Below are 24891 nucleotides of genomic sequence, written 5' to 3'. Positions count from 1 at the left end.
CGAACGGTTGGGCGCTCGACGTTCGATCAAAAGATGGCACGTGATCCGGACCACCTGTCAGCGTTTCGGGCCGTCGCTCGGCGGATAATCGGCGAATTTTGTACCGTTCGTGCGGGGCGCGAACGGCCCTTCTGGTTAAACGCGAAATGCTGCGGGCGGCCCCGAACTCACCCGAGGAGCCCGCCCGCCTCCTGCCGGAGCCGGGCCAGGACGCGCGACTTGGCAATGTACACCGCGTTCGCGGTCACCCCGGCCTCGGCGGCCACCTCCTCGGCGGGCACCCCGTCCAGCACGAACCGCCCGAACAGCTCCCAGGTGCGGGTCTCGAAGTCCGGGCGGATGCGGTCGAGCAGCTTGCGCGTCACGAACAGGTCGTGCTCCCGCTCCCACGCGCGGGCGAAGTCGTCGGTCGGGTCCTCGAGCCGGTTCAGGTAGCTCCCGAAGTCCGACCCGCCCGGGACGGTGGGGCGCACCCGGCGTGCCTTCCACATCGAGCGGGCGCAGTTCGCCGCGATCGCCCGGAGCCAGCCCCGGAACGCCCCCGGCTTCTCCGGGTGAACGAACTCCGGGAACCGCCGCACCACCACCGCCATGACCTCCTGGACCAGGTCGTCGGCGTCGGCCCCGTGCACGTTGAGCCGCTCGGCCCACACCCGTATGAGGGGGGCGTACAAGTCGACGAGCCGGCCCCACGCGTCCGCGTCGCGCGGGTCGCGGAGCCGTTCCAGGAGTGTGGCCGACGTGACCGACATTGGGTTCACCTCGCGGTAAGTCTATTCTACCGGACGCGGGAAGGGTAACCGGGTATGACGTTTGGCGCGGGGAAATCCGCGCCGGGCGCGAAATCCGGGCCGCCCGCCCGCCGGCGCGACGAACTCGGACGTGTCTGCTTGTGGGTGCGCGCCGCCGGTCGCTATAATTCGACACCACCCGCCCGCTCCCGGAGGTGTTGTGACCGAGCGCCCCCGCCTGTTGCTGATCGGCCCGTCCGCCGGGCCACTCGATGGCGCGCTCGCGGCGACCGCCGACGTCGACCCGGTGTCGCCCGACGCCGGCGAGGTCGCCCGGCGGCTCCGCGCCGGCGGGTACGCGGCCGTCGTCGCCGCGCCGGACGTGGTCGCGGGGCTGATCGACCGGGTGCGCCGCGACGAGCTCATCATCAGCCACATCGAGCGGGGGCTCGCGATCCTCGACCCGCTGGGCGTGGTGCAGTGGGCCAACCCGGTGTTCCGGGCCGCCGCCGCGGTCGAGCCGGTCGGCCGCCCGCTGCTCGACTCGCTGGGCAGCGACCGCGTGTCGATCGAGAACCTCGAGAGCCCGGTCGGCTCGCGGGTCGTCCCCCCGGGCGCACCCGACGACCTGGCCGACCCGCTCAGCCCGGCCCGCCGCGGGGCCGCCACGGCCCTCCGGGTCCACCGGCCCGACCGCGCCGACCAGCCGTTCCTGGAGATCGACGTCCGCCCGGTGTTCGGCCCCGACGGCGGGGTGTCCGGGCTGACCGCGGTGGTCCGCGACGTGACCGCGATGGTGGCCCAGCAGCAGAAGCTCGACGCGCTCCACACGGCCGGCCGCGAGCTCGCCGGGCTCGACGCCGACCAGCTCACCGAGATGAACGTCGAGGCCCGGGTCGAGCTGCTCAAGGCGAACCTGCGGCGCACCATCCGCGACCTGCTCCACTACGACACGATCGAGGTGCGACTGCTCGACCGCTCGACGGGCGAGCTGAAGCCCCTGCTGGAAGACGGGATGCTGCCGGAGGCGGCGCAGCGGGTGCTGTACGCGCGGCGCACCGACAACGGGGTGACCGGGTTCGTCGCGGCCACCGGGGTCAGCTACCTGTGCCGCGACACGGCCCACGACCCGCACTACATCGCCGGCGCCGCCGGCGCCCGCAGCTCGATGACCATCCCCCTGAAGTTCCAGGACGAGGTGATCGGCACGCTGAACGTCGAGAGCCCGCGGGCGGACGGGTTCGGCCCCGACGACCTCCAGTTCACGGAGCTGTTCAGCAAGGAGGTGGCGGCGGCGCTGCACACGCTGGACCTGCTCAGCGCGCAGCAGTTCTGCACCGCCGGGCAGTCGATCGAGTCGGTGAACAAGGAGGTCGCGCTGCCGCTCGACGAGATCCTGACCGGGGCGAGCGTCCTGCTGGAGCGGGCCGGGGGCGCCCCCGAAGACGCGGACCGGCTGCGGCGCATCCTGACCGCGGCGCGGCGGGTGAAGGACAGCATCGCGCAGGTGGGCCGCGACATGACCGACGCGCCGGCCCCGGGGAGCCAGCCGCTGCTCGGCAAGCGGGTGCTGGTGGTGGAGTCGGACGAGCGGATCCGGCGGGCGGCGCACCTGATGCTCGGGCGGCTCGGCGCGACCGTGGAGACGGCCGCGACCGGCGCCGACGGGGTCGCGCTGGCGGCGGACGGGCGGTACGACGCGATCTTCCAGGAGGTGAAGCCGCCGGACCTGGGCGGGTACGAGTGCTACCGCCGCCTGAAGGCCGCGTCCCCCGGGGCGACGATCGCGCTCACCACCGGCTTCGGGTACGACGTGGCGCACTCCATCGTGAAGGCCCGGGCCGACGGGATGCGGCACGTGCTGTTCAAGCCGTTCCGCCAGGACCAGGTGGTCCGCGCCGTGATCGAGGGCGACGGCGCCTCCCCGTCCGCCAGCGCGTTCGAAGAGATCAAGCTCCGGGTGTGAGCCCTTCCGCCTCCTACTGTTGGTGGCGCGATGCGCATCGACCACCGCACACATCGCCAGGGCGCGTGGAACAACTGCTGGTTCCGCGCGGCCCTCGACGGGCTGGCGTTCCAGCGCCCCGAAGCGCTCACCAGTATGCTGCAAGAAGGTCCGGCCCGAACGTTCGTGGTGACGTTCCCGGGCCGCGAGCCGCACGCGGTCACGCCGGACCGCGCGGACGACGCGCCGTACGCGGCGGCGCTGGAGGCCGCCGCGCACGCGGAGCTGGGCGACGCCCGGACGCCGCGGATGCTGTCTTACGGCCTCGGCATCGGGCTGCTGACGGGCCACAACCGCGCGGGCTACACGAACGCCCTGGGAGCCGGCTTCGCCCCGCTCTACATCACCTCGAAGCGGCGCTGGCTGCGGCGCCAGTTGGAGAACGCGACCGCGCAGCGGCGGCTGATGGTGCTGGGCGGGTCGGACGGAAAGTGGACGACGCCGAAGTTGAACTGGGTTCCGCCGCAGCACTGCTTCGGGCTACTGGAATACGAACCTTCCGTCGGGACGGCGCGGGTCCGGAACCCATACGGCAACAACGACGGCATCCCCGCAGAGCGCCAGCGCGACGGGTACGGGCCGGGTGAGTTTTGGGTTACGCTCGACGAGCTGGAAAACTCGTGGTGCGGCCTGACGATCGAAGACGAGTGAACGCCGACCTGCGCCGGAACCCACGCGTATCACCAAGAAATGGCGCGTGCCCCTCGGGTTGTATCAAAGGCTTCCGCCTTACCTGCCTCTCGGTACTTCATCCAGTCACATCGGGGTGCGACTCGGCACCACTTACCATCCGAGTTCGAGACAGCGATTGGGGTGATCTACAATCGCGCTGAAAAGACGCGAACCGTCGCGTGAGGTGACAAAGTGAATATTGTGAATTTTGTTAGTAGTAATTAAGCATTGACTCCTTACGTTCGCAACCCATAATATCCTCATCGCGACAGGTCGTCTTACACGACGAGTTCCCCTGTCAGCGCAGCGGTGTGATCACCGACCGACGAATCGCGTTGAGGGGAGAGGCGGCGCGAGCGAACTCGGGCGGACAGACACACCGCTGAACCCATCCGGGTGGGTTGCCAGTTCGGGAGGCTGGCAACTCATCCGGATGAGCGTTTTCCACAGCTCACTTCCAAATCACGCGCTCGTGCGGGTGCTCACGTAGCCCCCGGTTCTTGTAGCACCGACGGGTCAATCAACCGGTCGGAACCGCCAGTCGGGCACACCCAGGCCATTCACGGTGGGCTACTCTTGTTTACGTGCCTTAATTTTTGTCCGGCTGCTCTTCCGTTCGTCTTCGAGTAACCGGGCGGTCGAGACATGCGGGCTATTGTCGTTGATGCGCGGGGGCTTCTGTTTCGTCGGTTTACGAGGCGGTGCCTTCTGGACCTTCTTCAGGTTGATCTTCGCGGCCCAGTCCCGAAGCTGCGGGGCCAGTTGGTCGGCCGAGAGGGTACCGAACACGACCCACTCGGCCGGAGGGAGGGCGATCATCATGCCCGGGTACACGGTGGCCCATTCCAAGGCCACGTAGTACCCGGATACATCCTTCTGCACCGTGTCCGCTCCGTGTACCGCTCGCATTGCGGCCTTGAGCACCGCGAGCACGTTGTACCCCACCACCGCCACCGCGAACCCGAACAGGGCCGCCTTCGGATACCCGAGCGTGTTCACCTCGCACCGCAGCGCCACGGTCAGCTCGTGGAACGCGCCTTCGATGGCCCACCGCCCCCGATACACGACGGCCACCACCACCGCGTCCGCCTCGTCCTCCGGCAGGTTGGTCAGGATCTCGATCTCCGCGTCCCCGTCTCCGGTCGGATGATCCAACCGCACGCGCACGCACCGTACCCGCAGCACCGGCTCACCGCCCACGCACACCCACACCGGTCGCTCGCTCACCCACCCGGTCGCGGTGCGCACGTCCGGGGTCCATTCCCCGGCCGGGTCGAGTGTGGTGTTCCCGTGTCGGCGGATCGCGAAGAACGCGCCCCGCTGATCGATCCGGGACACGAACTCGGCGGTGCAGAAGTTCCGATCCGCGACCCACACCTGGTCCGGTTGCACCAGCGGCACCACCTGATCCAAAAGAGCCCGCTCCTGGGTGTGACCGTCCTCGCATGGGATCAGGTCCGTGATCCGCATCTGGGCCGGATCCAGAACCGCAAGGACCAGCCCCGGGAGCGGTCCGGCGGTGCGCCCGCGGGTCACCCGGAGCCGCTTCTGGGTGGCCCCCAAGTGATTCCCGTCCAGAACCCGAACGGCCCGGCCGGACAGCACCGGCGAGCGCTCCCCACCCAACTGCTGGATCAGCTCGTGGCACCGATCCGCCACGTGCCGCACCAACGCGGCCGACACCGCCGGCTCAAGATGTTGCAGCTTCTCGTACACCGACTTCAGGGACACCGGGATCCGGTCCGCCATCTGCTGATACGCCGATTGCACATGGTGCGCCTTACCGCACACCACCGCGCTCATCAGCTCCACCACCGTGGAGAACAACAGCTCCCGAGTGTACCCGCGCTCCGCCACCCGTGCGAACAACGCATCCAGAGCCGAAGCCGACAGCGCGTGTTCGATCGTGGCACGGGACATGACGCTTAATGGGCTCTCGTTCATGAATCGCTCGAACACGGCGCCAAGAATCATGAGCCCGTCCGTCCGTAGAGCACACTAATCGTTCCCTGGAAACACCTTACAATTACGGACGGCACCGTGAATGGCCTGGTCGGGCACACCCTCCGACCTCTTCAACGTGGCTGTAAGTGGCAAACGCAGGCGTGCAACCGGCTGCGCACGTTAAAACAACTATTTTTTCCCGATCGCCAAGCTAAATCGAATAGAGTGGTCGCCCATTTCCTTTTGAGCCGGTGATCGACGGCGCTTGGCACACCACTTGCGGCTCCACGTTCGCCATTCGCCCGCATCGTGGAGACGCGCCATGAGCAAGAAAAACCATAGCACAGGTCCCGTTCCGGCCGGCAACCGCCCGCAATCAGGCACGGCCTTCAGGCCACAAGACGACGACGTGCCGGGCGCCGTCGCCGATCAAGGGGAGGGCTTCCAGGAGGAAGACCCGAAGCGGCGGCTCGGTGACTTCACCGGAACGGGCGAGCACGCCCGGCAACAGCCCGGCCCCAAGAACGACGGCGGCACGCGCCACGGCGAAGACGCCGGCTGAGTCGCGCACCACCCTTCCTGGTTTTACATCACAGGAGACAGGTATGGCCGAGCGCACCAAACGCGGCGACGAAGACCGCAAGCGTGAAGACGAGGACATGAAAGGTGAACCCGTGGGCACAGCCGCACCGGACGGCTCGGGCGCGCCAACGGCCAGCACGACCCGCGACAAGGGGCAAGAGCCTGTGAAAGACGTGCGTCGCGAAGGTCGAGGGGCGGAGGAGGATTGAGCCGCCCTCGGCGGACAAGATCAAGCCGCGGGCGATCGCCCGCGGCTTTGCCCGTTAATGAGCCGGTGGACCACGCGGCACGGCACGGGTGATCGGCACGGCGGTTGCAAATAACAGCTTCGCCAAGCCGACCGGGTAGCCCGGCCAAACCAGGAGACGAGCAAATGGCGGACACCATCAAGGAAAAGATCCAAACCGCCGGTGAAGCCGTGAAGGACGCGGCCAAGAAGACCGGGGAAAAGATTCAGGACGGGGCCGAGGTGGTGGCCGAAAAGACCGCCGACGCGGTCAAGTCGGCGGGCCAGGCGGCAAAAGACGCCGGCCAGAAGCTGAAGGACAAGAGCGGCACGTGAGCCGCGTAACACCGGTCCGCCCGCGTGCGGGCGAGTCACCCTCTTACCGCCCGCACCGGGCGCTTCACATAGCCTCCCCCAACTGAAACTGAGGAGAACGATCATGTCGAACATCAAAGACAAAGTGACCGACGCCGGCCAAACGGTGGTCGATGCGGCGAAGAACGTCGGGCACAAGATCGCCGAATGCGCGTCCGAGACGGCGGCCTACGTGAAGGAGAAGGCCAAGTTCGGGTGCGCCGACAAGGGTGAGAACCAGGGCGTGGCCGGGATCAAGGAGCACATGGAGGTGTACGCCTCCTGCGGCAAGAAGGTCGGCGTCGTCGATCACCTTGAAGGGAACGCCATCAAGTTGACCCGGAGCGACAGCCCGGACGGTCAGCACCACTTCGTGCCGACCGCGTGGGTCGGCCGGGTCCACGAGGATCACGTCCACCTGACCAAGAACTCGGCCGAGACCGAGAAGGGCTGGAAGTCGGACGCCGCGTCCTGTTCGAGTTGTGGCGCCTGATACGTGAACCCACCTGCGGTGTCGCGTTCTTGACGAGCCGCGACCGCCAGGGAGCGGTGTACGTGGCACCGCTCCCTGGCGGTCGCGGCTCGTCAAGAACGCGGCAGTATTACCGGGTACGTGTATGAGTTCTCAGAGCCAAGCGGGTCGCCTCAGTGAGGCGGCCCGCTTTTTTGTTACCACCCCGCGCGGTCCGGTGATGAGCGAATCACGACGCCGCACTTCAGAGCCCGAGTTCACACCGCCATGGCGGTGTGAACCGCGCCCGGCGTGTAGGCCGGCCAGTGGAACCAGGTGAAGTAGTCGCCCGCCCTCGTTGCCGCACCCAAATACCCGCGGGATACGGCCTCGGCCGGGGAGGCCAGCCCGAAGCAGTCGGCCACGATCTCGGCGCAGTTGGCCAGTCCCACCCCGGTGCCGCCGCGGGTGATCCCGCCCGCGAACAACCGCCCCAGGTCCCCCACTCGCTCGGCCAGGAACGCCTCCTGGTCGGCGCCGATGGCGTTCTGCACCACCCACCGGGTGAGCCCGGACGTTACCGGGAAGATCCACACCGTGACGGCCCCGCCGGCCGCGAACCGTACTGCGTTGTTCACGTAGTTGTAAACGACGCGGTCGATTGAGGAGGTCTCCAGACACCGGGCCGAGATGGCCCCGGTGAACAAGCACCGCATGCTTACCAACACCGGCCCGGTCTGGCCGCGCGTCGCCATGCCGTCCCATTTGGACGTGAAGTGATCGATCGTGTGCGCCTTCGTGGCCTCGTCCGCCGCCCGCACCACCGGGTCGATGTCCGGAAGCAGGTTGCGCATAATCTTGGCGTGATCCCGGGCGGCGTCCACGCACTTGCGGACGACGTTCCGGTTCCCGGGCATGATGTCGAGCAGGTCGGCCGTGCCGAGCAGTAGGGTGAGCCCGCCCCCGCGGATGTCGTGAACCGCCTTGCGGATTGCGGGATCAGACGCGCCGGCGGCCAGTGTCGCCTCCCCGAGGTGGCCCACTTCGGCCAGCAACGCGCCGCCGCCGCCGACCCGGCGGATGTACGCTTCCAGAACCGAGTAATCCGCGTCATGCCGCATCGGGTGCCAAAGCTGCGGCAGCCCGTTGACGCTCTGGTACACGCGACCGAGGATCTCCCGATCGGCGGGCGCGAACCGGGACAGCGGAACCTCGTAGCCGGCCCCGTTGAACCGCTCGGAGCGGCGGCTCGGCAGTGTGACCGGTGCGAGTTTGTAAAGTGCTTCAGGGATAGCGAACATAAATGGTGCAGTGTGAACGGACGGGAGAGCCGGGCTCGCGACCAAATTGTAGTACATCGGCGCGTCACACTTGTACCATATGGATCACTTTTCTGGCGTGGCGGTGCGCGAGAAGAGATTCAGTGGCGGTCGCTTTTGGGGCTTTGGGCCAAAAGTCTTAAAGTCACAAATCCAGTAGTAATAATGGCCCGTAGCTTTACGACTTGCGGACCTGACACTTCTGGCCCAAAGCCCTCAGTTTCGTGACGGAACCGCCTCCGAAGTCGCCCGCAGGCCTCGCGCGATCGCCTCACGAACCATGTCGGAGAGAACCGCTCAGCACGAAATCAATCATGCGACGGGGCGCAAACAAAACGGGAAACCAGAGGCGAAGCCGAGAAAGCTGGAAAAGACACAGCGCGCGACCGAAAGTGCGGATACGTGCCCCTACTGGTTTTTCCTTCCTGCCCCACGTTCCCATTTTGCTCTTCGTTCTTTTGCCTTCTCTGTGTCCCCCTCGTGCTCTGCGTGCCATTGAGGTGAACCGTTCTTTTCCGGCTCGCACCTTTCGGCACCGCGCGCCGCGATCTTGACACAAATTTCTCCCCGGCGTATTGGCCCGTCTCGCGCCACCGATACCGCTCCGCCGCTGTCCGAGGCCCTCAGGGGAATCCGATGCCCGCCTGTCGTCGTCTCCGTCCGTGGCTCGTAGCCGCCGTGTTCGCGCTCGCGCTGCTCGCGGGCTCGCGCGGGTGGCTGACCGCGGCCGACAACCCGCAGGGGAAAACGATTGCCGAGGTCCAAACCGCCGGAAGCCGCCTCCGCTCGTCCGCCCAGATCCTCAACATGGTCCACAGCCGCGCCGGCAAGCCCTACGACCAGGCGCTCGTTCAAGAGGACGTGCGCCGGCTCCAGAGCACGCGCTGGTTCACGGCCGACGGCGTCCGCGTGCTCACCACCAACGAAGCCGACGGCCGGGTGACGGTCACGTTCGTCGTCACCGAACTGGGCAACACGGTCCAGGAGATCGTGTACCACGGGGCGCAGCACCTCAGCGACGGCGACCTGCGCACGCTCACCGGGCTGCGCAAGGGCGACGCCATGAACCCGATGGCCAACGAGGTCGGCCGCGCCGCGATCCTGCGCCGCTACCAGGACGACGGGCGGTACCACGCGACCGTCGAACTGGTCGAGGGGAACAAACCGACCGACAGCCGCGTCGTGTACAACATCGTCGAAGGGCCGGTCGTGAAGGTGGCGGGCGTCGAGTTCGTCGGCAACGTCGGCGCGATCACCGGGCGGCTCAAGACCCAGATCACCACGAAGACGGCGTTCGCGGGCGCGATCGGCGGCAAGTTCAACCCGATGACGATCGAGATGGACCGCAAGGCGCTCACCGAGTACTACCAGGCGCTCGGCTACCTCGCGGTCAAGATCGAGCCCGAGGTGCGCCGCTCGGCCGACCAGAGCCGCGTCACCATCGTGTACCACATCGTCGAGGGCCAGCAGTACCGCGTCTCCGACAAGATCATCACCGGCAACAAGTCGTTCGAGACCGACAAGCTCATGGCGGTCACCGAGCTGAAGCCCGGGGACCGGTACGACCGCCGCATCGCCCAGCGCGACCAAACGCGGCTCCGCGAGTATTACGGCAGCCGCGGGCACAACGTGCCCATCGATGAGCAGTGGTACGAGGTCGAGCCCGGCGTCGTCCAGGTGCAGTACGTCGTGGGCAACGACCGCGGGGTGCCGGACCGGGTCGGGCGCATCAGAATCCAGGGCAACGACATCACCCGCGACCGCGTCATCTTGAACCAGCTCGACCTGCGGCCGGGACAGATCCTCGAGTACCCGAAGCTCGAGGAGGCCCAGATGCGCCTCTCGCGCCTCGGCCTCTTCGATATGGAGGAGCCGCCGACGGTCCGGGACGTGCCGAACGAGCTGGACACCTCGTTCAAGGACATTGACGTGCGGGTGAAGGAGACCCGCACCGGGCAGGTCATCTTCGGCGGCAGCGTGAACTCGGACGCCGGGCTGACGGGTAACATCTCGCTCAACGAGCGCAACTTCGACATCACCCGCATCCCGACGAGCTGGGACGACTTCCGGTACGGCCGGGCGTTCCGCGGGGCCGGCCAGGAGCTGCGCCTCGAGGCCGCGCCGGGCACCACGTTCCAGCGGTACTCGGCGACGTTCCGGGAGCCGTACCTGTTCGACACCCCGTTCGGGCTGACCACCGCGGCGTACTTCTACAACCGCTCGTTCGCGGAGTACAACGAGGACCGGTACGGCGGGCGCGTCACCATCGACCGGCGGCTGGACTCGATCTGGACCGCGTCGGCCAGCACCCGCGTCGAGGGGGTGAACGTGCGCGACGTGCCCGCGTACGCCCCGTGGTCGATCGCCAAGGACGCGGGGAACCACTTCCTGCTCGGGCTGCGGGCCGGGATCACCCGCGACACCCGCGACTCGTACATCTACCCGACGAAGGGGAGCATGTTCGACGCCGGGTTCGAGCAGGTGCTCGGGGACTACACGTTCCCGGTCGGGACGGCCGAGTTCACCCAGTTCTTCTCCACCAAGTACCTGGCCCGCGAGGACGGGAGCCAGCGCCACGTGCTCGGGTTCCGCACCCAGGTGGCGGTCGCGGGCACCAACGCCCCGGTGTTCGAGCGGTTCTACGCCGGCGGCATCCGGAGCTTCCGCGGGTTCAGCTTCCGCGGGGTCGGGCCGTACGAGAACACGCTGGCGGTCGGCGGCACGTTCTCGCTGCTCAACTCGATCGAGTACCAGATCCCGATTCTGCCGAGCGAGAAGATGTTCTGGGTCGCGTTCGTGGACCACGGGACGGTGGAGAGCAAGTTCGACATCAAGGACTACCGGGTGTCGGTGGGTACGGGCATCCGGCTGTCGGTGCCGGCGCTGGGGCCGCTCCCGCTGGCGTTCGACCTCGCGTTCCCGGTGGTGAAGGGGCCGTACGACCACCGCCAACTGTTCAGCTTCTCGATGGGTCTGTTCGGCAGCCAGGGCCGGCAATAAGTTCGGTGGGCGAGTGCCGCCGCGTCGCCGGACCGTCCGGCGGCGCAGTTCGCCTTTGGCACCTCATTCACGGTCCGGTTGCCTGATACACGTACCCGGTAATATTGCCGCGTTCTTGACGAGCCGCGACCGCCCGGGAGCGGTGCCACGTACCCCGCTCCCGGGCGGTCGCGGCTCGTCAAGAACGCGACACCGCAGGCGGGTTCATGTATGAGGTCGGTTTTGGTCTGTGCCACGGAAACAGGCACCACCAGCCGCATGATGAATAAGGGCTTCGAGTCAAAAATCGTCAGACCAGCAAGTCATAAAGCCACAAGCCATTGTTGTTGCTGGATTTGGGACTTTTGGACTTTTGACCTGAAGCCCCAAGAACCCGAATACGCCCCGCCCCACGTCTGCGTGCAGCGGTTCGGAACTCACGTTGCACCGGCTTCGCTTACACAAGCACCCGTTCGGTCCGGCCCGATTAAGGACCGCGGAAACACGCCCTCATACCGCATGCGGTACGAGTTGGCGGCCGTATGCTGTCACGGGACTCGGGTGATGTGGTACAATCGGCGCGAGCGCTGGCACGGAGGAAACGTCATGAACACGACTGCGACACCGGCCACCCCCGAGGCACGCGACGTACTCGACCGGGCGCTGAAGCTCTCCGCGCCCGAGCGCGAGGTGATTGCGCGGCGGCTGATGGACAGCGTCGCCCCGCCGCCGGGCGTGTACGAGTCGGAAGACGCACTGCGGGCGGAGCTTTTGCGCCGCATCGAGGACATCGAGAGCGGGCGAGTCAAACCCATTACGCCCGAGGAAATGTTCGCCAATGTGCGCAAAGCACTGGACGAGGCGAGAAACACATGAGCGCCGTTGTCTCGCCCGCGGCCCAGGCGGATACGATGGCAATCGCGCTGTGGTACGACCAGCAACCGGGCCGGTACGGCACCGCGTTTAACGAAGCGGTGCGTAGCGCGATTCGCGCCATCAGCGACGCACCGCGACAGTTCCCGCCCGCAGAAGACGCTCCGACCGGCCGAGAGTTCCGAGAGTATTTTATCGAGCGGTTCCAGCGGCGCGTCATTTACCAAGTGCGCGGCGAAGACGTGCTCGTGGTCGCGGTGATTCACTCGTCGCGCCGGCCCGGTGCGTGGCACCGCAACTTGCCGGCCGATCCGCCATCGGAGACGACCTGAGATGCTCCCCTTCTCTCCCGCCGAACGACAGCAACTTCTCAACCGCCGGTGGTTCCTGCGCGAGTGCGGCGTCGGGTTGGGCGCGATGGCGCTCGCGGACCTCGCGCGCCACGAGGCGCGGGGGGCCGATGCCCCCCGCGCGCTCAAGACGCACCACGAGCCGAAGGCGAAGCGCGTCATTTACCTGTTCATGGGCGGCGCGCCCAGCCACTTGGAGCTGTTCGACAACAAGCCGCAGCTCGCGAAGTTCGACGGCACCCTCCCGCCCCCGGAGCTGCTCAAGAACTACCGGGCCGCGTTCATCAACCCCAACTCCAAGCTGCTCGGCCCGAAGTTCAAGTTCAAGAAGTTCGGTCAGAGCGGCACCGAACTCGGCGAACTGCTCCCGCACCTCGGCGCCGTTGTGGACGACATCGCCGTCGTGAAGTCGATGCACACGGACGCGTTCAACCACGCCCCGGCGCAGATCCTGGCCCTGACCGGGCACCAGCAGTTCGGCCGCCCGAGCGCCGGCGCGTGGGTCAGCTACGGCCTCGGGAGCGAGTCGAAGGACCTGCCCGGGTTCGTCGTGTTTTCGAGCGGCAGCAAGGGGCCGAGCGGCGGGAACTCGTGCTGGGGCAGCGGGTTCCTGCCGTCCAGCCACGCGGGCACGCTGTTCCGCTCCGCCGGCGACCCCGTGCTGTTCCTCGGCAACCCCGCCGGCATCGACCCGGGGCTCCAGCGGGACTCGCTCGACGCCCTCAACGCGCTCAACAAGCGGCGCCTGGACGTGGTGGGCGATCCCGAGATCGCCGCGCGCATCTCGGCCTACGAGATGGCGGGCCGGATGCAGTCGAGCGCGCCCGAACTCATGGACCTGAGCAAGGAGACGAAGGAGACGCTCGCGATGTACGGCGCCGAGCCCGGAAAGCCGAGCTTCGCCAACAACTGCCTGCTCGCGCGCCGGCTCGTCGAGCGCGGGGTTCGCTTCGTGCAACTGTTCCACGAGGCGTGGGACCACCACGGCGGCCTCACCAACGGTCTGAAAGCGGAATGCGGCAAAACCGATAAGGCGTGCGCGGCGCTCATTAAGGACCTGAAGCAGCGCGGGCTCTTGAAAGACACGCTGGTGGTTTGGGGCGGCGAGTTCGGGCGCACCCCGATGGTTCAGGGCGGCAACGACGGGCGCGACCACCACCCGAACTGCTACTCGGTGTGGCTCGCGGGCGGCGGGGTGAAGCCCGGGTTGGTGCTCGGCGCGTCCGACGACCTCGGGTTCAACGCGACCGACGACCGCGTCCACGTTCACGACCTGAACGCGACGCTCCTGCACCTGCTGGGGCTCGACCACGAGAAGCTGACGTACCGGCTCCAGGGGCGCGACTTCCGGCTCACCGACGTGCACGGCGTGGTGGTCGAAAAGCTCCTGGCGTAGTGGTTCTGATGGCGGGGCGCCGGGCCGCAGTTCAGCCGCCCCCTCGCGTCCACACTCCCGGACCGGCGAACGGCAGCGGCCCGCCGGTTATCCCACGGGGCACCAGATTGATTCCAGTAGTTTCAAGTTCGCGCGGCTTTGGCAATCGGCCGTCCGATCGGAACACGTCGAGGTTACACCCGCCTGCTGACGCAGCGGTTCGACAAGCCACGGTCGAACCGCCGGCGTCGGCGGGCGGGTGGCGCACACACTTGACGAACTTGAAACTACTGGATTCCGTCCGGAACCGTCGCCACTCGGGCCGCACGCGCGCAGCCCGAGCCCGATGTGATTGCGTTGCGACCGGGGCCGCCGGGTCACGCACCGCGTTCTTTCTTGTTTTTGCTTCTGTTCTTTTGCGATTTTGCAACCGATCCGACTTTTGACTTCCGGCTTCGCGGCTGTTCCGCCCTTCGCTTCCCGCTCCGGATTCGTGCCCTAGAATTCGCGACAGGGAGGCCGATCGCATGCGCGTGCTGGTGATCGCGGACATTCACGGGAACCGGGCCGCGCTGGAAGCCGTTCGCGAGCCGTTCGACCTGTGCCTGTGCGTCGGCGATTTGGTCGATTACGGCCCCGAACCGGCGTGGTGCGTGGACTGGGTGCGCCGCCACGCCGCCCACTGCGTCCGCGGGAACCACGACCACGGGGCGGCGCAGAACGTGGAGATCCAGGGCGCCGGCGGGTTCCGGTTCCTCACCGCCGTCACCCGCCCGCTCTCGGTCGCGGCCCTCTCGCCCGTGCAGCGGCGGTACCTGGCCGAGCTGCCCACGTCGCGGATGTTCACATTAAACGGCAAGCGGTTCCTGATGGTCCACGCGACCCCGCGCGACCCGATGGACGAGTACGCGCCGCCCGACGCGGCGTTCTGGAAGCCCCGGCTCGCGGGGCTGAAGGTCGATTACCTGCTCGCGGGCCACACCCACATCCCGTACACCCTTCGGGTGGGCGCGACGCTGGTCGTGAACCCCGGCAGCGTCGGGATCGGGCGCGACGGCAACCCGCTGGCGTCGTACGCGGTGATCGACGGCGACGAGGTGCAACTGAAGCGCGTCGAGTACCCGGTCGAAGAGACGGTCGCCGCGATGGAGGCGACGGTGCGCGACGACACCGCCCGCCAGATGCTGACGGACGTGTTCCGCACCGGCGGCCTGCCCGCCCGCTGGCTCCGGAACGGGACCAACGGCGCGGGGTGAGGCCGTATTCCGATCTCACGGCCGATTACCAGGGCCGCGCGAACTTGAAACAACTGGATTCGGTTTCAGGACTTGGGGTTCGCGGCTTCGGCCCCGCCGGACTCCCCTTCGACCTCAATGTCGTGCTGGATCTCGCGCACCTCGGCCCGCATCCGCAGGAACACGAGGTAGCCGGTGAGCGCGATGAGCCATTCCACGAGCCGGAGCGAGAGCCGGGCGATGATGCCCCGCGTCTCGGGGCGGTCGGACAGCTTGTAGAGCCACGCGAACACGCCCTCGGCCACGCCCACCCCGCCCGGGGTGATCGGGATCGCCTGCGCGATGAACCCGATCGGCGCGATGACCATGTGCTCGGACGCGCTGGCCAGTTCCGCGGCCGGGTCCGCCGGCGGGAACACCCGGGACGCGCAGTGGAAGGCGAACACCAGCCCGAAGTGCGACACCGCCGACAGCAGCACCCCGACCGCCACCACCTTCAACCGCTTCCGGTACTCCCACACCGCGTACCACATCTCCGCCAGCGCGGTCCCGAGTTTCGGAACCCACTTCAGGCGCCCGGCGAACCGGTCCACGCGGCTGGGCGGCAATAAGCCCAGAAGCAGGAACCCGAGCACGCTCCCGGACGCGATCGCGGCCATGAGCTTCACGATCTTCTGGAGGTCGGGGTTCTGGGAGATGCGCGGGTCACCGGTCGCCCAGGCGACGGAGCCCAGCACGGCGACGAACAGGATGAGCCCGAACAGCCCGAGCGCGCGGTCCGCGATGACCGACGCCACGGCCCGCGACTTGCGCTCCGGGTGGGCGTGCGCGATGAAGTACGCCTTCACGAGATCGCCGCCGACCGAGCCGGGGATGAACGTGTTGTAGAAGATGCCCACGAGGCTGAGCCGGTAGGCGTTCCGCACGCTGAAGGGCAGGTCGAGCGCGCGGACCAGCAGGTACCAGCGGTAGATTTGCAGCGCCGCGGCCCCGACCATGAGGAGGGCGGCACCGGCCAGCCACTCGAACGCGATGGTGCCCTGGATCAGTTCCCCGATGCCCGGCGTGACGAGGACGGTTTCCGCCCCGGTCGTGGGATCGACCTTCACGGTCGTCTTCGGCTCCCAGTACCGCGAAATGACATACGCGAGCAGGGCGAACCCGACGCCGTATTTCAGGAACGGAACGACCCACTTCGCCGCGTGCTTCTTCACCACTCGCCTCCGGACCGCGTCGGGAACTGGGATGATTGTGCGGTTGGGAGGTGTTCGCGTCTAGTTCAACGACTCGCGACGGTGAGGGTTGACACCGGCCTATTCCACCACTACTTTAATTTCAGCCGAGGGGGTGTAGCTCAGTTGGTAGAGCGCTTGAATGGCATTCAAGAGGTCAGGAGTTCAACTCTCCTCACCTCCACCTCGCGAAAGCCCTGGGAAACCAGGGCTTTCTTCGTTTTCCGGGCACAGATCCCAGAACGGGCCGCTGGAGTCTGTGACTCCCCGGGCCTTCCGAGCTTCGCGCGTGGGACGGGCCGCGACACAATCGGGGGCATGCCAAACAAGCCCCGCACGCCGACCCACGACGCGAAAACGCTCACCATTAACGAGTGAGTTAAGCTCACCGGCGCCGAGACGACCCGCAGCGTTTCGTCCCAGAGCCACCGCTGTACCGCGACCCATGCATCGGAGAACGTGGTAACCGCCTCGCCTTGCCGGGCCGCTCCCAGAACCGGGCCACGTCGTGCGTTCCGCGCCCCCGCATCTCCGGCGATCCCGGCCGTGCGATCCGGGAACCGGATCAGCAGGAGCCGCGCGCACACGATGTGGGCCGGGGTGCGGTGGGTTCCGCTTGTGATCGTCGCCCGCCGACCGGTACCGGTCGATGAGTACCTGCACCGCCACGTCCCGAGCAGCGATGCGTCCCCGATCAGCGAGCGGTGTCTGGCGCGGTGCCGGGTTCGGCCGACTTATGCCGTTTGCCAGCCAACCACAGGTCGGCCCCGTCGAGCCACTCCGACAGCCACCCCTCAAGAGATTCAGCTTGGGGGTAGAAGTAGTCCGACTCCGGCGCGCCCTCGACGCCGTAGTCGGGGTCGTCGAACCACACCGGGTATGGTGGGGCGGAGCAATCGACCCACGACCGATACAGGCCCCCCCACGAGATGAGTGGGATGAACCGCCGCGGCCACTCGGGCCGGCGGATCGCCTCGACGTGAGCGACTAACGACCACTCCCCTTCGGCCAGCACCTCCAACCCACGGCCGGGGCCGTACCCACCGTCGCCGACCTGCGTGTACAGCGCTTGGAGTAGCGGCGGGAGCGGAAACCCGAGTCGCCCCTCGGCTGCCGCCAGCGCCTCGGGGGTGAGCGGCGGGCGGGGGCGGATCGGCGGCTCCTGCCAGGTGTAATCAACGGTCGGCTCTCGCCGGATGCGCTCACGGAATCGCGCGACGAGAGATTCCGCCATCCGAAGCCCTCGGGCGGCCGAACGATGAGCGCACCTGCACCGCCCTCACCGGATGAGCGGTGCGTCACATTTTAGCCGGCGGTGTCAGGTGCCGCGCCGGGTTCGGCTTCTGCGGCCCATCAGTCAAGCCGGACCGCCGTGCTCCTGGTGCTGCTGGTACATCTCCCGCAGCCGTGGCGCGGGCCACTTGCGGTCGTACTCGTCGAAGTACATGAGCAACTCCCGCTCAGCGTCGGGACGCCAGCGGGTGATCAAGTCCGGCACCTCGTGCAGAGCCTCCCACAGGTCGTACACCTGCTGCCGCGGCCACCCGTCAGCGTACGTCCAGTTGCGGGTCGTATACGCGGCAACGTGGACCACGTACAGGGCGGCCCGCAGGATCGGCTCAGGGGCCAGCGGCGTCATCAATCGAGCGTCCTCCGGTGCCGAACCAGTATTTAGTGTGCGAGGCTCCGCACGCCAACACGGGACCATTTCGCCGGCTCGCAACGCGCGCGCCGGACAGAACGCATATTGCCACGACAGTTATCGCACAAATCCGCCTTCATAGCATGCGCAATAATAAGATTTCATAATCGTGCAAAACACACAATCCGTAGGTATTAATAATTCCACCGCAATGGATCTTGATATTATTTCATCAACGACATAAATGCCTATATCCCCGATATCCGGTTCGGCCAGGTGCCCTGCGGACGCGGTGCCGGCTCCGCGCCCGCCAGTACCCGGTTTGTCCGGCTCTCGTAACGGGAGAGACGCGGCCCGGTGCGCCACGATTGCCGTCACTTCGGCAGTTCGTGAACCGTGTTGTGGATCGTGCCCGTCACGGTGCGGCCGCCCTTGCCCTTCACACGGTAAGTGATCTCCATACCCCAAGTCGGTGCGAGGTCCGGGAGGTCCAGACGCACCGTCTTGCCGTCGGCCGAAACGGTCGCTTTCTGGACCGCGAGCGGACGCTCGTCGATGTGCTTCGACCCGTAGTTCTGGCTCCGCTTCAGCCCCCACACCTTCACCGCGTAGTTCTTCGGGTCGGCCGCGTCGGTCGCGTCCAGCGGGTCGGTGAACGTCACCTCCACGCCCCCCGCCCGCGCCTTCAGGCCCACCGGCAGGTCGACGGGCTGACCCGTGTACCGCACCCGGTAGAACCCGCCCGCGGCGGTCTGGTTCCCGGCCCACGCGAACATGCCGCACACGTACAACTGCCCGTCGACCGGCCCGAACCGCGGGCGCATGATCCCGGTGGGGAACGTCGGCAGCGGCAGCGCGCACATCCCGCCCTGCGCCTGACCGTTCACCACCTCGTGCGGCACCACGTACAGCTTCCCGTGCCCGTATGAGGTGTTCAGCAGCGCGCCCTTGAGCGGCCCCCAATTGTCGCTCGTCACCCACACCAGCTCCGCCGGCGAGCGGTCGAAGCTGTTGGTGACCCAGCACAGCGGCTGCTTCATCGCCGCGTCGCTCGTGTCGGTCTGGTCGGTGTAGCCCCACATGTTCCCGTAGAACCCGCCCCGCGTGACGAGGTTGATGCGGTTCTTCGGCGTCCAGAACCCCTCCTGGTCCGTCACGAAGAACGTACCGTCCGGGTTCAGGCACACCCCGTTCGCGGCCCGGAACCCGGTGGCCAGGACCTCCGTCGTCGAGCCGTCCTTCGCCACCTTCAGCAGCGTGCCGTGGTGCGGCACCAGCGCCGGGAGCGCGTGCCGGCCGCTCTTGGCGTAGTAGAAGTTCCCGTCCGCGTCGGTCTGGAGCCCCATCGCGAACTCGTGGAAGTGTTCCGTCACCTGGTGGTCGCTGTTGAAGCACTCGTAGAAGTCCGCTTCGCCGTCGCCGTTGAGGTCGCGCAGTTTCACGATCTGGTCGCGGCAGCACACGAAGATCGCCCCGTCGCGCACCTTCAGCCCGAGCGGTTGGAACAGCCCGGACGCGATCCGCTGCCACGCCAGCGCGCCGCCGGGGGCGCCGAGGCCGCTCACCAGCCACACGTCGCCGTCCCAGGAGCACACCGCCATCTGTTGGCCGCCCGGGAGGAAATCGAATCCGGTGAGCCGCAGTTGCGCGTTCCACGAGTTGGGCTCCGGCAGCCCGAACGTGTCCACCGCGAACGGGCCGCTGTCTTTGCCAACCGTTACGGTCGTCTTGAGTACCTCCGGCCACCGCCGCGGCCCGCCCGCCGTGAGCGGCGCGAGGGCGACCGGGGCTGGCGAGGTCTTCGCGTATGCCTGGAGCGCTTCGGCCGTGCCCTTCGCCAGCAGCACCTTCACCCGCCGCGGCTCGCGCCGGGCCGGCACCTTCAGCAGCACGAAGCCGTCCGCCCGCGCGAGTTCCGCGCCCGGTTCGCCCACCAGTTCCACCGCGACGCCGTCCGGCGCCAGCCGCGCGAGCAGGTCGTGCGCGGTCGGGCCGAACTCCAGCGTGCGCGTGAAGACCGCGACGCCCGGCTGTTTCGGGTCGCTCTCCGTGCCGAACAGTTCCAGCACGTCCGCCCGGCCGACGCGGTACGACAGAACGGTGCGGTCGCCGTACTGGTAGGCGCCTTTGAACGCGGCCCACGATTTCGGCAGCGGGCCGTAGGGGCGCTTGTCGCGGCCGAGCGGTCGCGGGTCGCTGAAGCCGCCGGTTTCGGGGTCGGCCCAGCCCGGCCCGACCGGGTTCGCGAACGCCACGTCGCCCGCGAGCTTCGGGTGGATCTGGTGCTGGCCGTTGAAGTGGATGCCCTTCCAGTCGATGAAGCCGTCACCGGTCCACGCCGCCGCGAACCGCATCGTGTCGTGGTCGAACAGCGCCCACCGCTTCCCGCGGGACACGCCGCCGGCGCCCGCGTCGAGGCGCACCGCGACGCCCTTGTACGCGATGTTCGGCCCCGGCCCGCCCACCTCGTAGGTGTTCATCAGGCTCGGGCCGTAGTCCGCCGCGGCCCACGGCTCGACGTTCGCCGGGGCCGGGCCGAACTCGCCCTTCTTGCCCGCGGGCAGCTTGGCCAGGTAGGCGCCGTCGGCCTTCGTGTACCGGCCGGGGTTGTGCGGCTTCAGGTACGTTTCGCGGATGTAGTGGATCACGTCGTACTTCTGCCGCGGCACCATCCACGTCTGCGGGGCCATCAGGCCGTACCCGCGGGTGAGCGTCTGGTACAGGCTGTAGGGGTCGCTCCCGTTCTTGAACGCGTGCGCGGCGAACCGCGGCGACGCGGGCAGCGAGCCGGGCTGGTCTTTCGTGCCGTGGCAGTTCGCGCACACCCGCGCGTAGATCGCCTCGCCGCGCTTGAGCGCCTTGTCGTCGAGGGCGCGAACGAGGCCGGCGTGGTCGAGGTCCTTTTCGTACCCGGGGATCACGAGCGCCGTCACCGGCGGGCGCAGCTCCCGCGCCCGCCCCGGCCCGCCCTCGGCAACCTCGATGAGGTACCGGGCGAGGTCGAGGAACTGCTGCCGGTCGGACAGCAGGTCCGCCAGCCCGTCGGGCATGAGCGACTGTGCGGCGGTCGTGCGCTTCGCCACGTCCGCTTTCGGAACGCTGACCCGGCGGCCGTTCGCCGCAGGGTCGACGAGCGCCAGCGCGTCGGCCGTTTCGCCCGCGAGCAGCCCGGTGATCGTGCGGTCGTCGGTGGTGACGACCGTGACCGTTTCGTAGCCCTTTTTTATCTGCTTCGAGGGGGCGAGGACCGATTCGATCAGGTGCTCGGCGGTCGTCCCCTTGTCCGCGCGCGTCAGATCCGGGCCGAGGGGGACGCCCGCCTCCGCGTCGTGGCACTTGGCGCAGCCGAGGAACGGCTGGAAGAACAGCACCGCGCCGCGGGCGGCGTCGCCCCGGGTCCGCGCGTCCTTCGCGAGCGCCGCGGGCGGTTCCGTCGCGAGCCGCCGCGCGAGTGATTCGGGCTGCGCGCCCAGGTGCGGGGACAGGCACGCCGCCGCAACGAGCGCGAGCGGCACCGGGCGCCAGTGGTGTGTCATAACGGCCTCATCAGGTGTGCCGGAGTCCACCCGGGCTTTCGCCCCGGGCTACAGGACCGGCGCCCTTTCAGGGCTCAAATACAAAGGGTGTCTTTGAGCCCTGAAAGGGCGCCGGCCCTGTAGCCCGGGGCGAAAGCCCCGGGTTTGCTCACGGGTGTGCCAAGCAGTTTCCCCGTTCCGCAAGGTGCTGGCAACCAGATTCGGCCGGGCGGGCGCCCGGTGCTCACTTCCCGGGCCGGGCCGGAACGGGCCACACGAGCGCGGTCGTGTCCGTATGCCCGGTGATTAGCTTCGTGCCGTCGGGCGTGAAGCTCAGGGCGCTGATGTTACCGAAACGAAATTTCTCCCACCCCGCAGGCGGGGCGAGGTGGCGGCCGAGCAGCTTCTGAGTCCCGGCGTCGTAGAACTCGACCGCGTCGCCCACCGCAACCGCCAGCGTGCGCCCGTCCGGCGCGACCGCGATGCGGGCGCGATAGTCTGCGGTCAGCGGAATGGTGCTGACCGCGTGCCACGTCGTCGCGGAAACCAGTACCGCGGAATACTTCTGCGCTCCTCCCGCGCGCTCGGTGGTGACCAGCGCGAGCCACCGCCCGTCGGCGGAGAAGCGGCCGGTCTGCGTGAGGGAGCCGGGGAGTTTGGCGTCGGCGAGCAGGTCGCGGTCCGGTGCGGCCACCGCCACGGCCCGGCTGCCGAGCATGCCCCCCGCGAGGTACTCCCCGTCCGGCGACAGTGCGCTGAACTCGTGCCATTTGCTATCCGACAGTGGGCTCGATTTCAGCCGCTCACCGGTGATCGCGTTCCACACGGTGACGACCGACGGGGCGCCGGCCACGTACGGTCCGGTGTGCGCGACCACCGTCTGCCCGTCTTTCGACACGCGCGCGCTGAACACGCCCGCCTGCTTCGGCCCCTTCGGATCGACCGCGAACGTCAGCAACACCTTGCCGGTCGCGGCGTCGTACTTCGTCACCTCGTCCCACTTCGGGCCGCCGACGACCAGGAACGTGCCGTCCGGGCCGAAGTCGATGTCCGCCACTTTCGTCCGCGCGTCCGGCGCGTGCCACAACCGCTTGCCGGTCGCCGCGTCCCACACGCACAACCGGTTGTCCATACCGCGGGTGGCGATCCGCGTGCCGTCCGGCGACAGGCCGACGGCGGTGACGGTCGCGCCGTGGCCGATGTCCTGCTCCGGGAACAGCGGCTTGCCGGTTTCGGCGTTCCAGCGCAGGAGCACATGCCCGTTGTGCGACACCAGCACCTTCCCGTCCGGGGTGAACCGGGCCGGCACCTCTTGGAGCGCGTGGCCGTGCGCGACGCCCTCGTACCTGCGGACCAGTTTGCCCGCGACCGGGTCCCACCAGCGCACGCCGCCGGGGTCGCCGGCGAGCAGCGTCTTGCCGTCGGCCGCGTAAGTCAGCCAGTAGATGTCACCGTCCGGGCCGGTGAGGCCGTCCTTCTTCTTGCCGGTCTCCGGGTCCGTGAAGCGGAACTCGGTCTTCGGACCCGAGTAGTCGGCCGCGGCCCGCGTGTCGCCGGTGTGGTTCAGCGCGAACGCTCTCGACATCCGTCCGATCGCTTGGTACTTCGTCAACTGTTTGCCGGTTGTCGCGTCCCACAGGATGAAACAGCTAGCGTCCGCGAACGCACCGAGCCGCTTGCCGTCGCCGGAGAACGCGAGGCCCTCGAAATAGCGCACGCCGCCCGTGTCGATCGCCGCGGCGGTTTGCGTCTTGAGGTCGCAGAGGAACGCCCCCGCGGGAACCATGTTCCACGCTTCGGTCACGACGGCGAGGGTCCGGCCATCCGGCGCGAACCGGAACAATCGCGCGCGAGCGAGGTCGAATGTGGCCACCGGCTTCGGCTCGGCTTTCGCGTCGGCTGGCGCTTCCCAAACGAACACCTTGTCCCGCGAACACGCCGCGACGAGTTTCCCGTCCGGCGACACTTGCGGCTCGTTGTTCGTGTTCGCCGGCCCGGCCAGCGGCAGCGCGATGGGTTCGTCGGAGCGGTCGTCGGTCGCGTGCCAGCGGCGCACGTCCGCGCCCGGTCCGACGGTGACGACGGTGCCGTCTTTCTCGATGCCGAACCCGGTGATCGGGGCGCGGGTGCGGAGCGTCCCCAGGCGCATGATCGCGCCCGCGGGGAGCGGGTCGCCGTAGCGGTCGGTCTTTACCGGCGGGTTCGCCGCGGGGCGCCCGGCGCCACCTTCGGGCCTCGCGCCCGACGGGGCGAGTGGCATTGTGGATGCTGTTGCGGTTTCAGGAGTATTCTGGGGCGGGCTCCCGCTTCCGACCGCCGCGCCGCCGACCGCGAGCACCACCAGTGCCACGGCCACGGCCTTCCAGGCCGCGCCGGACGGCGCCGCACCCGCCGCCATCTCCGCCACGCGGGGCGGCACGGTTCCGAGCGTGGGGAGTTCGATCACCCGGGCCAGCAACCGCGGCGGAACCGTCGCGTGAGCCTCGCCGGGGAGGAGGCCGCCCAACCCCGCCGCGAGCGCCAGCCCCCGCTGTGCCAGCCGCACCCGCAACCGCTCCCGGCCGCGTTCCAGTCGTCCCCGCACTGAGGCCGCCGACCACCCCAAGCGCCGCGCGGCCTCGTCCTGCGACAGCCCTTCCAGGCAGCACAGGGTGATCGCGGCCCGGAACCGATCCGGTAGCCGGGCCAGTTCCTCGTCGATCGCCGAGACGAGTTCCCGGCCCGTGATCTCCGCGAGCGGGTCGGGGCCACATTGGGCCGGTGACGGAGCCGGGGGCGTGCGATGCGCGCGGGTGGCCGCGCCCCGCGCCTTGAGGGAAATGCGAACGGCAGCCCCGTGAAGCCACGCCGCCACCGACGCGGTTTTGCGCACCCGACCTGCCCCCCGGACCAGCGCGAGGAACGTGGCCTGGAACGCATCTTCGGCGGTGTGGGCGTCCCAGAGCGTGCGGCGGCAGACGCGGAGCACCATCGGCCCGTGTCGCTCGACGAGTGTTGCGAACGCGGCCCCGTCCCGGGACTGGATGAACCGGGAGAGCAGGTCGGCGTCGGGTACGGGGTCCGCGGTGAGCAGGTTCAACAACCGGGGCGGCACGGCACGGTTCGGCACGGTCATCAGTCATTCCTCGAACTGGCCCCGATCCTAACGATTCGCGCGTTCGTTCGCGAGTCCCGGTCGGCGGGCGGTGTGGAGTGCCGGACGCCGCTGAAACCGCACGGACTTTTTCCAGAATCCCGTCGTTCCCGGTTCCAAGTGGGAACCGACTCGGTACACGCGCCGAACCATTCGCGCGCCGTCGGCTTCACGCGGAGCGCGGAACCGGGAACGAGAAACGACTGGGAATCGGTTCAGGCATATTTACCTGAACCGATTTCGCCCGCGCAAGCGCGCGGGCGTCCCGGGCCG

Annotated in this window: 19 protein-coding genes and 1 tRNA gene; 12 read left to right on the top strand and 8 right to left on the bottom strand. The window is 68.2% G+C overall.

The window, feature by feature from the left end:
• Window positions 1–167: 167 nt before the first annotated feature.
• Window positions 168–752 carry an RNA polymerase sigma factor gene (locus GobsT_RS01280; RefSeq protein ID WP_010047068.1) on the bottom strand — a complete coding sequence of 195 codons (585 nt, stop codon included), beginning with the start codon at window positions 750–752 and terminating at the stop codon, window positions 168–170.
• A gap of 199 nt (window positions 753–951) precedes the next feature.
• On the opposite strand from GobsT_RS01280, the gene GobsT_RS01275 reads away from it, so the two are divergent.
• Together GobsT_RS01275 and GobsT_RS01270 are read left to right on the top strand one after the other, a co-directional pair.
• The gene (locus GobsT_RS01275) at window positions 952–2697 is read left to right on the top strand and encodes a GAF domain-containing protein (RefSeq protein WP_010047070.1); all 1746 of its coding nucleotides are present in this window, start codon (window positions 952–954) and stop codon (window positions 2695–2697) included.
• A 30-nt stretch (window positions 2698–2727) separates the two neighbouring features.
• A complete protein-coding gene (locus tag GobsT_RS01270) occupies window positions 2728–3387 on the top strand; it encodes a hypothetical protein (RefSeq protein WP_010047072.1) in 660 nt (219 codons plus the stop codon).
• Window positions 3388–3978: 591 nt separating this feature from the next.
• Here GobsT_RS01270 and GobsT_RS01265 read toward each other — a convergent pair.
• Window positions 3979–5382 carry an IS4 family transposase gene (locus GobsT_RS01265; RefSeq protein WP_010034508.1) on the bottom strand — a complete coding sequence of 468 codons (1404 nt, stop codon included), beginning with the start codon at window positions 5380–5382 and terminating at the stop codon, window positions 3979–3981.
• Between the two features lie 292 nt (window positions 5383–5674).
• Here GobsT_RS01265 and GobsT_RS01260 point away from each other — a divergent pair, with 292 nt between their 5' ends.
• The 4 genes from GobsT_RS01260 (at window position 5675) to GobsT_RS01245 (ending at window position 7007) form a co-directional block, all read left to right on the top strand.
• Window positions 5675–5914 (top strand): hypothetical protein, encoded by a 240-nt coding sequence (locus GobsT_RS01260; protein WP_010047074.1) that lies wholly within the window; start codon window positions 5675–5677, stop codon window positions 5912–5914.
• Window positions 5915–5957: 43 nt separating this feature from the next.
• Window positions 5958–6143 (top strand): hypothetical protein, encoded by a 186-nt coding sequence (locus tag GobsT_RS01255; protein WP_010047076.1) that lies wholly within the window; start codon window positions 5958–5960, stop codon window positions 6141–6143.
• Between the two features lie 164 nt (window positions 6144–6307).
• Window positions 6308–6496, top strand: coding sequence for a hypothetical protein (locus GobsT_RS01250; protein ID WP_010047077.1), 189 nt, complete (start codon window positions 6308–6310; stop codon window positions 6494–6496).
• A 103-nt stretch (window positions 6497–6599) separates the two neighbouring features.
• Window positions 6600–7007, top strand: coding sequence for a DUF2171 domain-containing protein (locus GobsT_RS01245; RefSeq protein ID WP_010047078.1), 408 nt, complete (start codon window positions 6600–6602; stop codon window positions 7005–7007).
• Between the two features lie 236 nt (window positions 7008–7243).
• On the opposite strand, the gene GobsT_RS01240 is transcribed toward GobsT_RS01245, so the two are convergent.
• Window positions 7244–8266, bottom strand: a complete 1023-nt coding sequence (locus GobsT_RS01240) for a HAMP domain-containing histidine kinase (protein ID WP_010051049.1) — start codon at window positions 8264–8266, stop codon at window positions 7244–7246.
• Window positions 8267–8920: 654 nt separating this feature from the next.
• On the opposite strand from GobsT_RS01240, the gene bamA reads away from it, so the two are divergent.
• The 5 genes from bamA (at window position 8921) to GobsT_RS01215 (ending at window position 15117) form a co-directional block, all read left to right on the top strand.
• Complete coding sequence (bamA, locus tag GobsT_RS01235; protein WP_081472014.1) at window positions 8921–11284, top strand: outer membrane protein assembly factor BamA; 2364 nt, start codon at window positions 8921–8923, stop codon at window positions 11282–11284.
• A gap of 585 nt (window positions 11285–11869) precedes the next feature.
• Window positions 11870–12139, top strand: coding sequence for an addiction module protein (locus GobsT_RS37390; RefSeq protein WP_010047881.1), 270 nt, complete (start codon window positions 11870–11872; stop codon window positions 12137–12139).
• Complete coding sequence (locus GobsT_RS01225; protein ID WP_010047882.1) at window positions 12136–12468, top strand: type II toxin-antitoxin system RelE/ParE family toxin; 333 nt, start codon at window positions 12136–12138, stop codon at window positions 12466–12468. Before GobsT_RS37390 ends, GobsT_RS01225 begins: the two co-directional genes overlap by 4 nt.
• Before the next feature lies 1 nt (window position 12469).
• Window positions 12470–13882: a DUF1501 domain-containing protein gene (locus GobsT_RS01220; RefSeq protein ID WP_010047884.1), complete on the top strand. Its 1413-nt coding sequence runs from the start codon at window positions 12470–12472 to the stop codon at window positions 13880–13882.
• A 506-nt stretch (window positions 13883–14388) separates the two neighbouring features.
• A complete protein-coding gene (locus GobsT_RS01215) occupies window positions 14389–15117 on the top strand; it encodes a metallophosphoesterase family protein (protein ID WP_010047886.1) in 729 nt (242 codons plus the stop codon).
• Between the two features lie 65 nt (window positions 15118–15182).
• Here the strand turns inward: GobsT_RS01215 and GobsT_RS01210 are convergent, their stop codons facing one another.
• A complete protein-coding gene (locus tag GobsT_RS01210) occupies window positions 15183–16310 on the bottom strand; it encodes a lysylphosphatidylglycerol synthase transmembrane domain-containing protein (protein ID WP_010047893.1) in 1128 nt (375 codons plus the stop codon).
• A gap of 129 nt (window positions 16311–16439) precedes the next feature.
• On the opposite strand from GobsT_RS01210, the gene GobsT_RS01205 reads away from it, so the two are divergent.
• Window positions 16440–16512, top strand: a tRNA-Ala gene (locus GobsT_RS01205).
• A gap of 510 nt (window positions 16513–17022) precedes the next feature.
• On the opposite strand, the gene GobsT_RS01200 is transcribed toward GobsT_RS01205, so the two are convergent.
• The 4 genes from GobsT_RS01200 to GobsT_RS01185 form a co-directional block, all read right to left on the bottom strand.
• Complete coding sequence (locus tag GobsT_RS01200; RefSeq protein ID WP_010047895.1) at window positions 17023–17562, bottom strand: SMI1/KNR4 family protein; 540 nt, start codon at window positions 17560–17562, stop codon at window positions 17023–17025.
• A gap of 123 nt (window positions 17563–17685) precedes the next feature.
• Window positions 17686–17967: a hypothetical protein gene (locus GobsT_RS01195; RefSeq protein WP_010047897.1), complete on the bottom strand. Its 282-nt coding sequence runs from the start codon at window positions 17965–17967 to the stop codon at window positions 17686–17688.
• A gap of 377 nt (window positions 17968–18344) precedes the next feature.
• On the bottom strand, window positions 18345–21506 hold the full coding sequence (locus GobsT_RS01190) for a DUF6797 domain-containing protein (protein ID WP_109571356.1): 3162 nt from the start codon (window positions 21504–21506) through the stop codon (window positions 18345–18347).
• A gap of 223 nt (window positions 21507–21729) precedes the next feature.
• Window positions 21730–24600, bottom strand: a complete 2871-nt coding sequence (locus GobsT_RS01185) for a sigma-70 family RNA polymerase sigma factor (protein WP_010051572.1) — start codon at window positions 24598–24600, stop codon at window positions 21730–21732.
• Between the last annotated feature and the right edge of the window lie 291 nt (window positions 24601–24891).

It is taken from the genome of Gemmata obscuriglobus, assembly GCF_008065095.1.
In the GTDB taxonomy this organism is placed as follows: Bacteria; Planctomycetota; Planctomycetia; order Gemmatales; family Gemmataceae; genus Gemmata; species Gemmata obscuriglobus.
This window is presented reverse-complemented; position numbering and strand designations above follow the sequence as displayed.

Excerpts from the sequence above, each read along its gene's own strand:
- GobsT_RS01190 (WP_109571356.1), bottom strand. The coding sequence starts at position 21,506 with ATGACACACCACTGGCGCCCGGTGCCGCTCGCGCTCGTTGCGGCGGCG.
- GobsT_RS01260 (WP_010047074.1), top strand. The coding sequence starts at position 5,675 with ATGAGCAAGAAAAACCATAGCACAGGTCCCGTTCCGGCCGGCAACCGC.
- GobsT_RS01195 (WP_010047897.1), bottom strand. The coding sequence starts at position 17,967 with ATGACGCCGCTGGCCCCTGAGCCGATCCTGCGGGCCGCCCTGTACGTG.
- GobsT_RS01200 (WP_010047895.1), bottom strand. The coding sequence starts at position 17,562 with ATGGCGGAATCTCTCGTCGCGCGATTCCGTGAGCGCATCCGGCGAGAG.
- bamA (WP_081472014.1), top strand. The coding sequence starts at position 8,921 with ATGCCCGCCTGTCGTCGTCTCCGTCCGTGGCTCGTAGCCGCCGTGTTC.
- GobsT_RS01220 (WP_010047884.1), top strand. The coding sequence starts at position 12,470 with ATGCTCCCCTTCTCTCCCGCCGAACGACAGCAACTTCTCAACCGCCGG.
- GobsT_RS37390 (WP_010047881.1), top strand. The coding sequence starts at position 11,870 with ATGAACACGACTGCGACACCGGCCACCCCCGAGGCACGCGACGTACTC.
- GobsT_RS01240 (WP_010051049.1), bottom strand. The coding sequence starts at position 8,266 with ATGTTCGCTATCCCTGAAGCACTTTACAAACTCGCACCGGTCACACTG.
- GobsT_RS01225 (WP_010047882.1), top strand. The coding sequence starts at position 12,136 with ATGAGCGCCGTTGTCTCGCCCGCGGCCCAGGCGGATACGATGGCAATC.
- GobsT_RS01250 (WP_010047077.1), top strand. The coding sequence starts at position 6,308 with ATGGCGGACACCATCAAGGAAAAGATCCAAACCGCCGGTGAAGCCGTG.
- GobsT_RS01255 (WP_010047076.1), top strand. The coding sequence starts at position 5,958 with ATGGCCGAGCGCACCAAACGCGGCGACGAAGACCGCAAGCGTGAAGAC.
- GobsT_RS01245 (WP_010047078.1), top strand. The coding sequence starts at position 6,600 with ATGTCGAACATCAAAGACAAAGTGACCGACGCCGGCCAAACGGTGGTC.
- GobsT_RS01185 (WP_010051572.1), bottom strand. The coding sequence starts at position 24,600 with ATGACCGTGCCGAACCGTGCCGTGCCGCCCCGGTTGTTGAACCTGCTC.
- GobsT_RS01215 (WP_010047886.1), top strand. The coding sequence starts at position 14,389 with ATGCGCGTGCTGGTGATCGCGGACATTCACGGGAACCGGGCCGCGCTG.
- GobsT_RS01265 (WP_010034508.1), bottom strand. The coding sequence starts at position 5,382 with ATGATTCTTGGCGCCGTGTTCGAGCGATTCATGAACGAGAGCCCATTA.
- GobsT_RS01280 (WP_010047068.1), bottom strand. The coding sequence starts at position 752 with ATGTCGGTCACGTCGGCCACACTCCTGGAACGGCTCCGCGACCCGCGC.
- GobsT_RS01270 (WP_010047072.1), top strand. The coding sequence starts at position 2,728 with ATGCGCATCGACCACCGCACACATCGCCAGGGCGCGTGGAACAACTGC.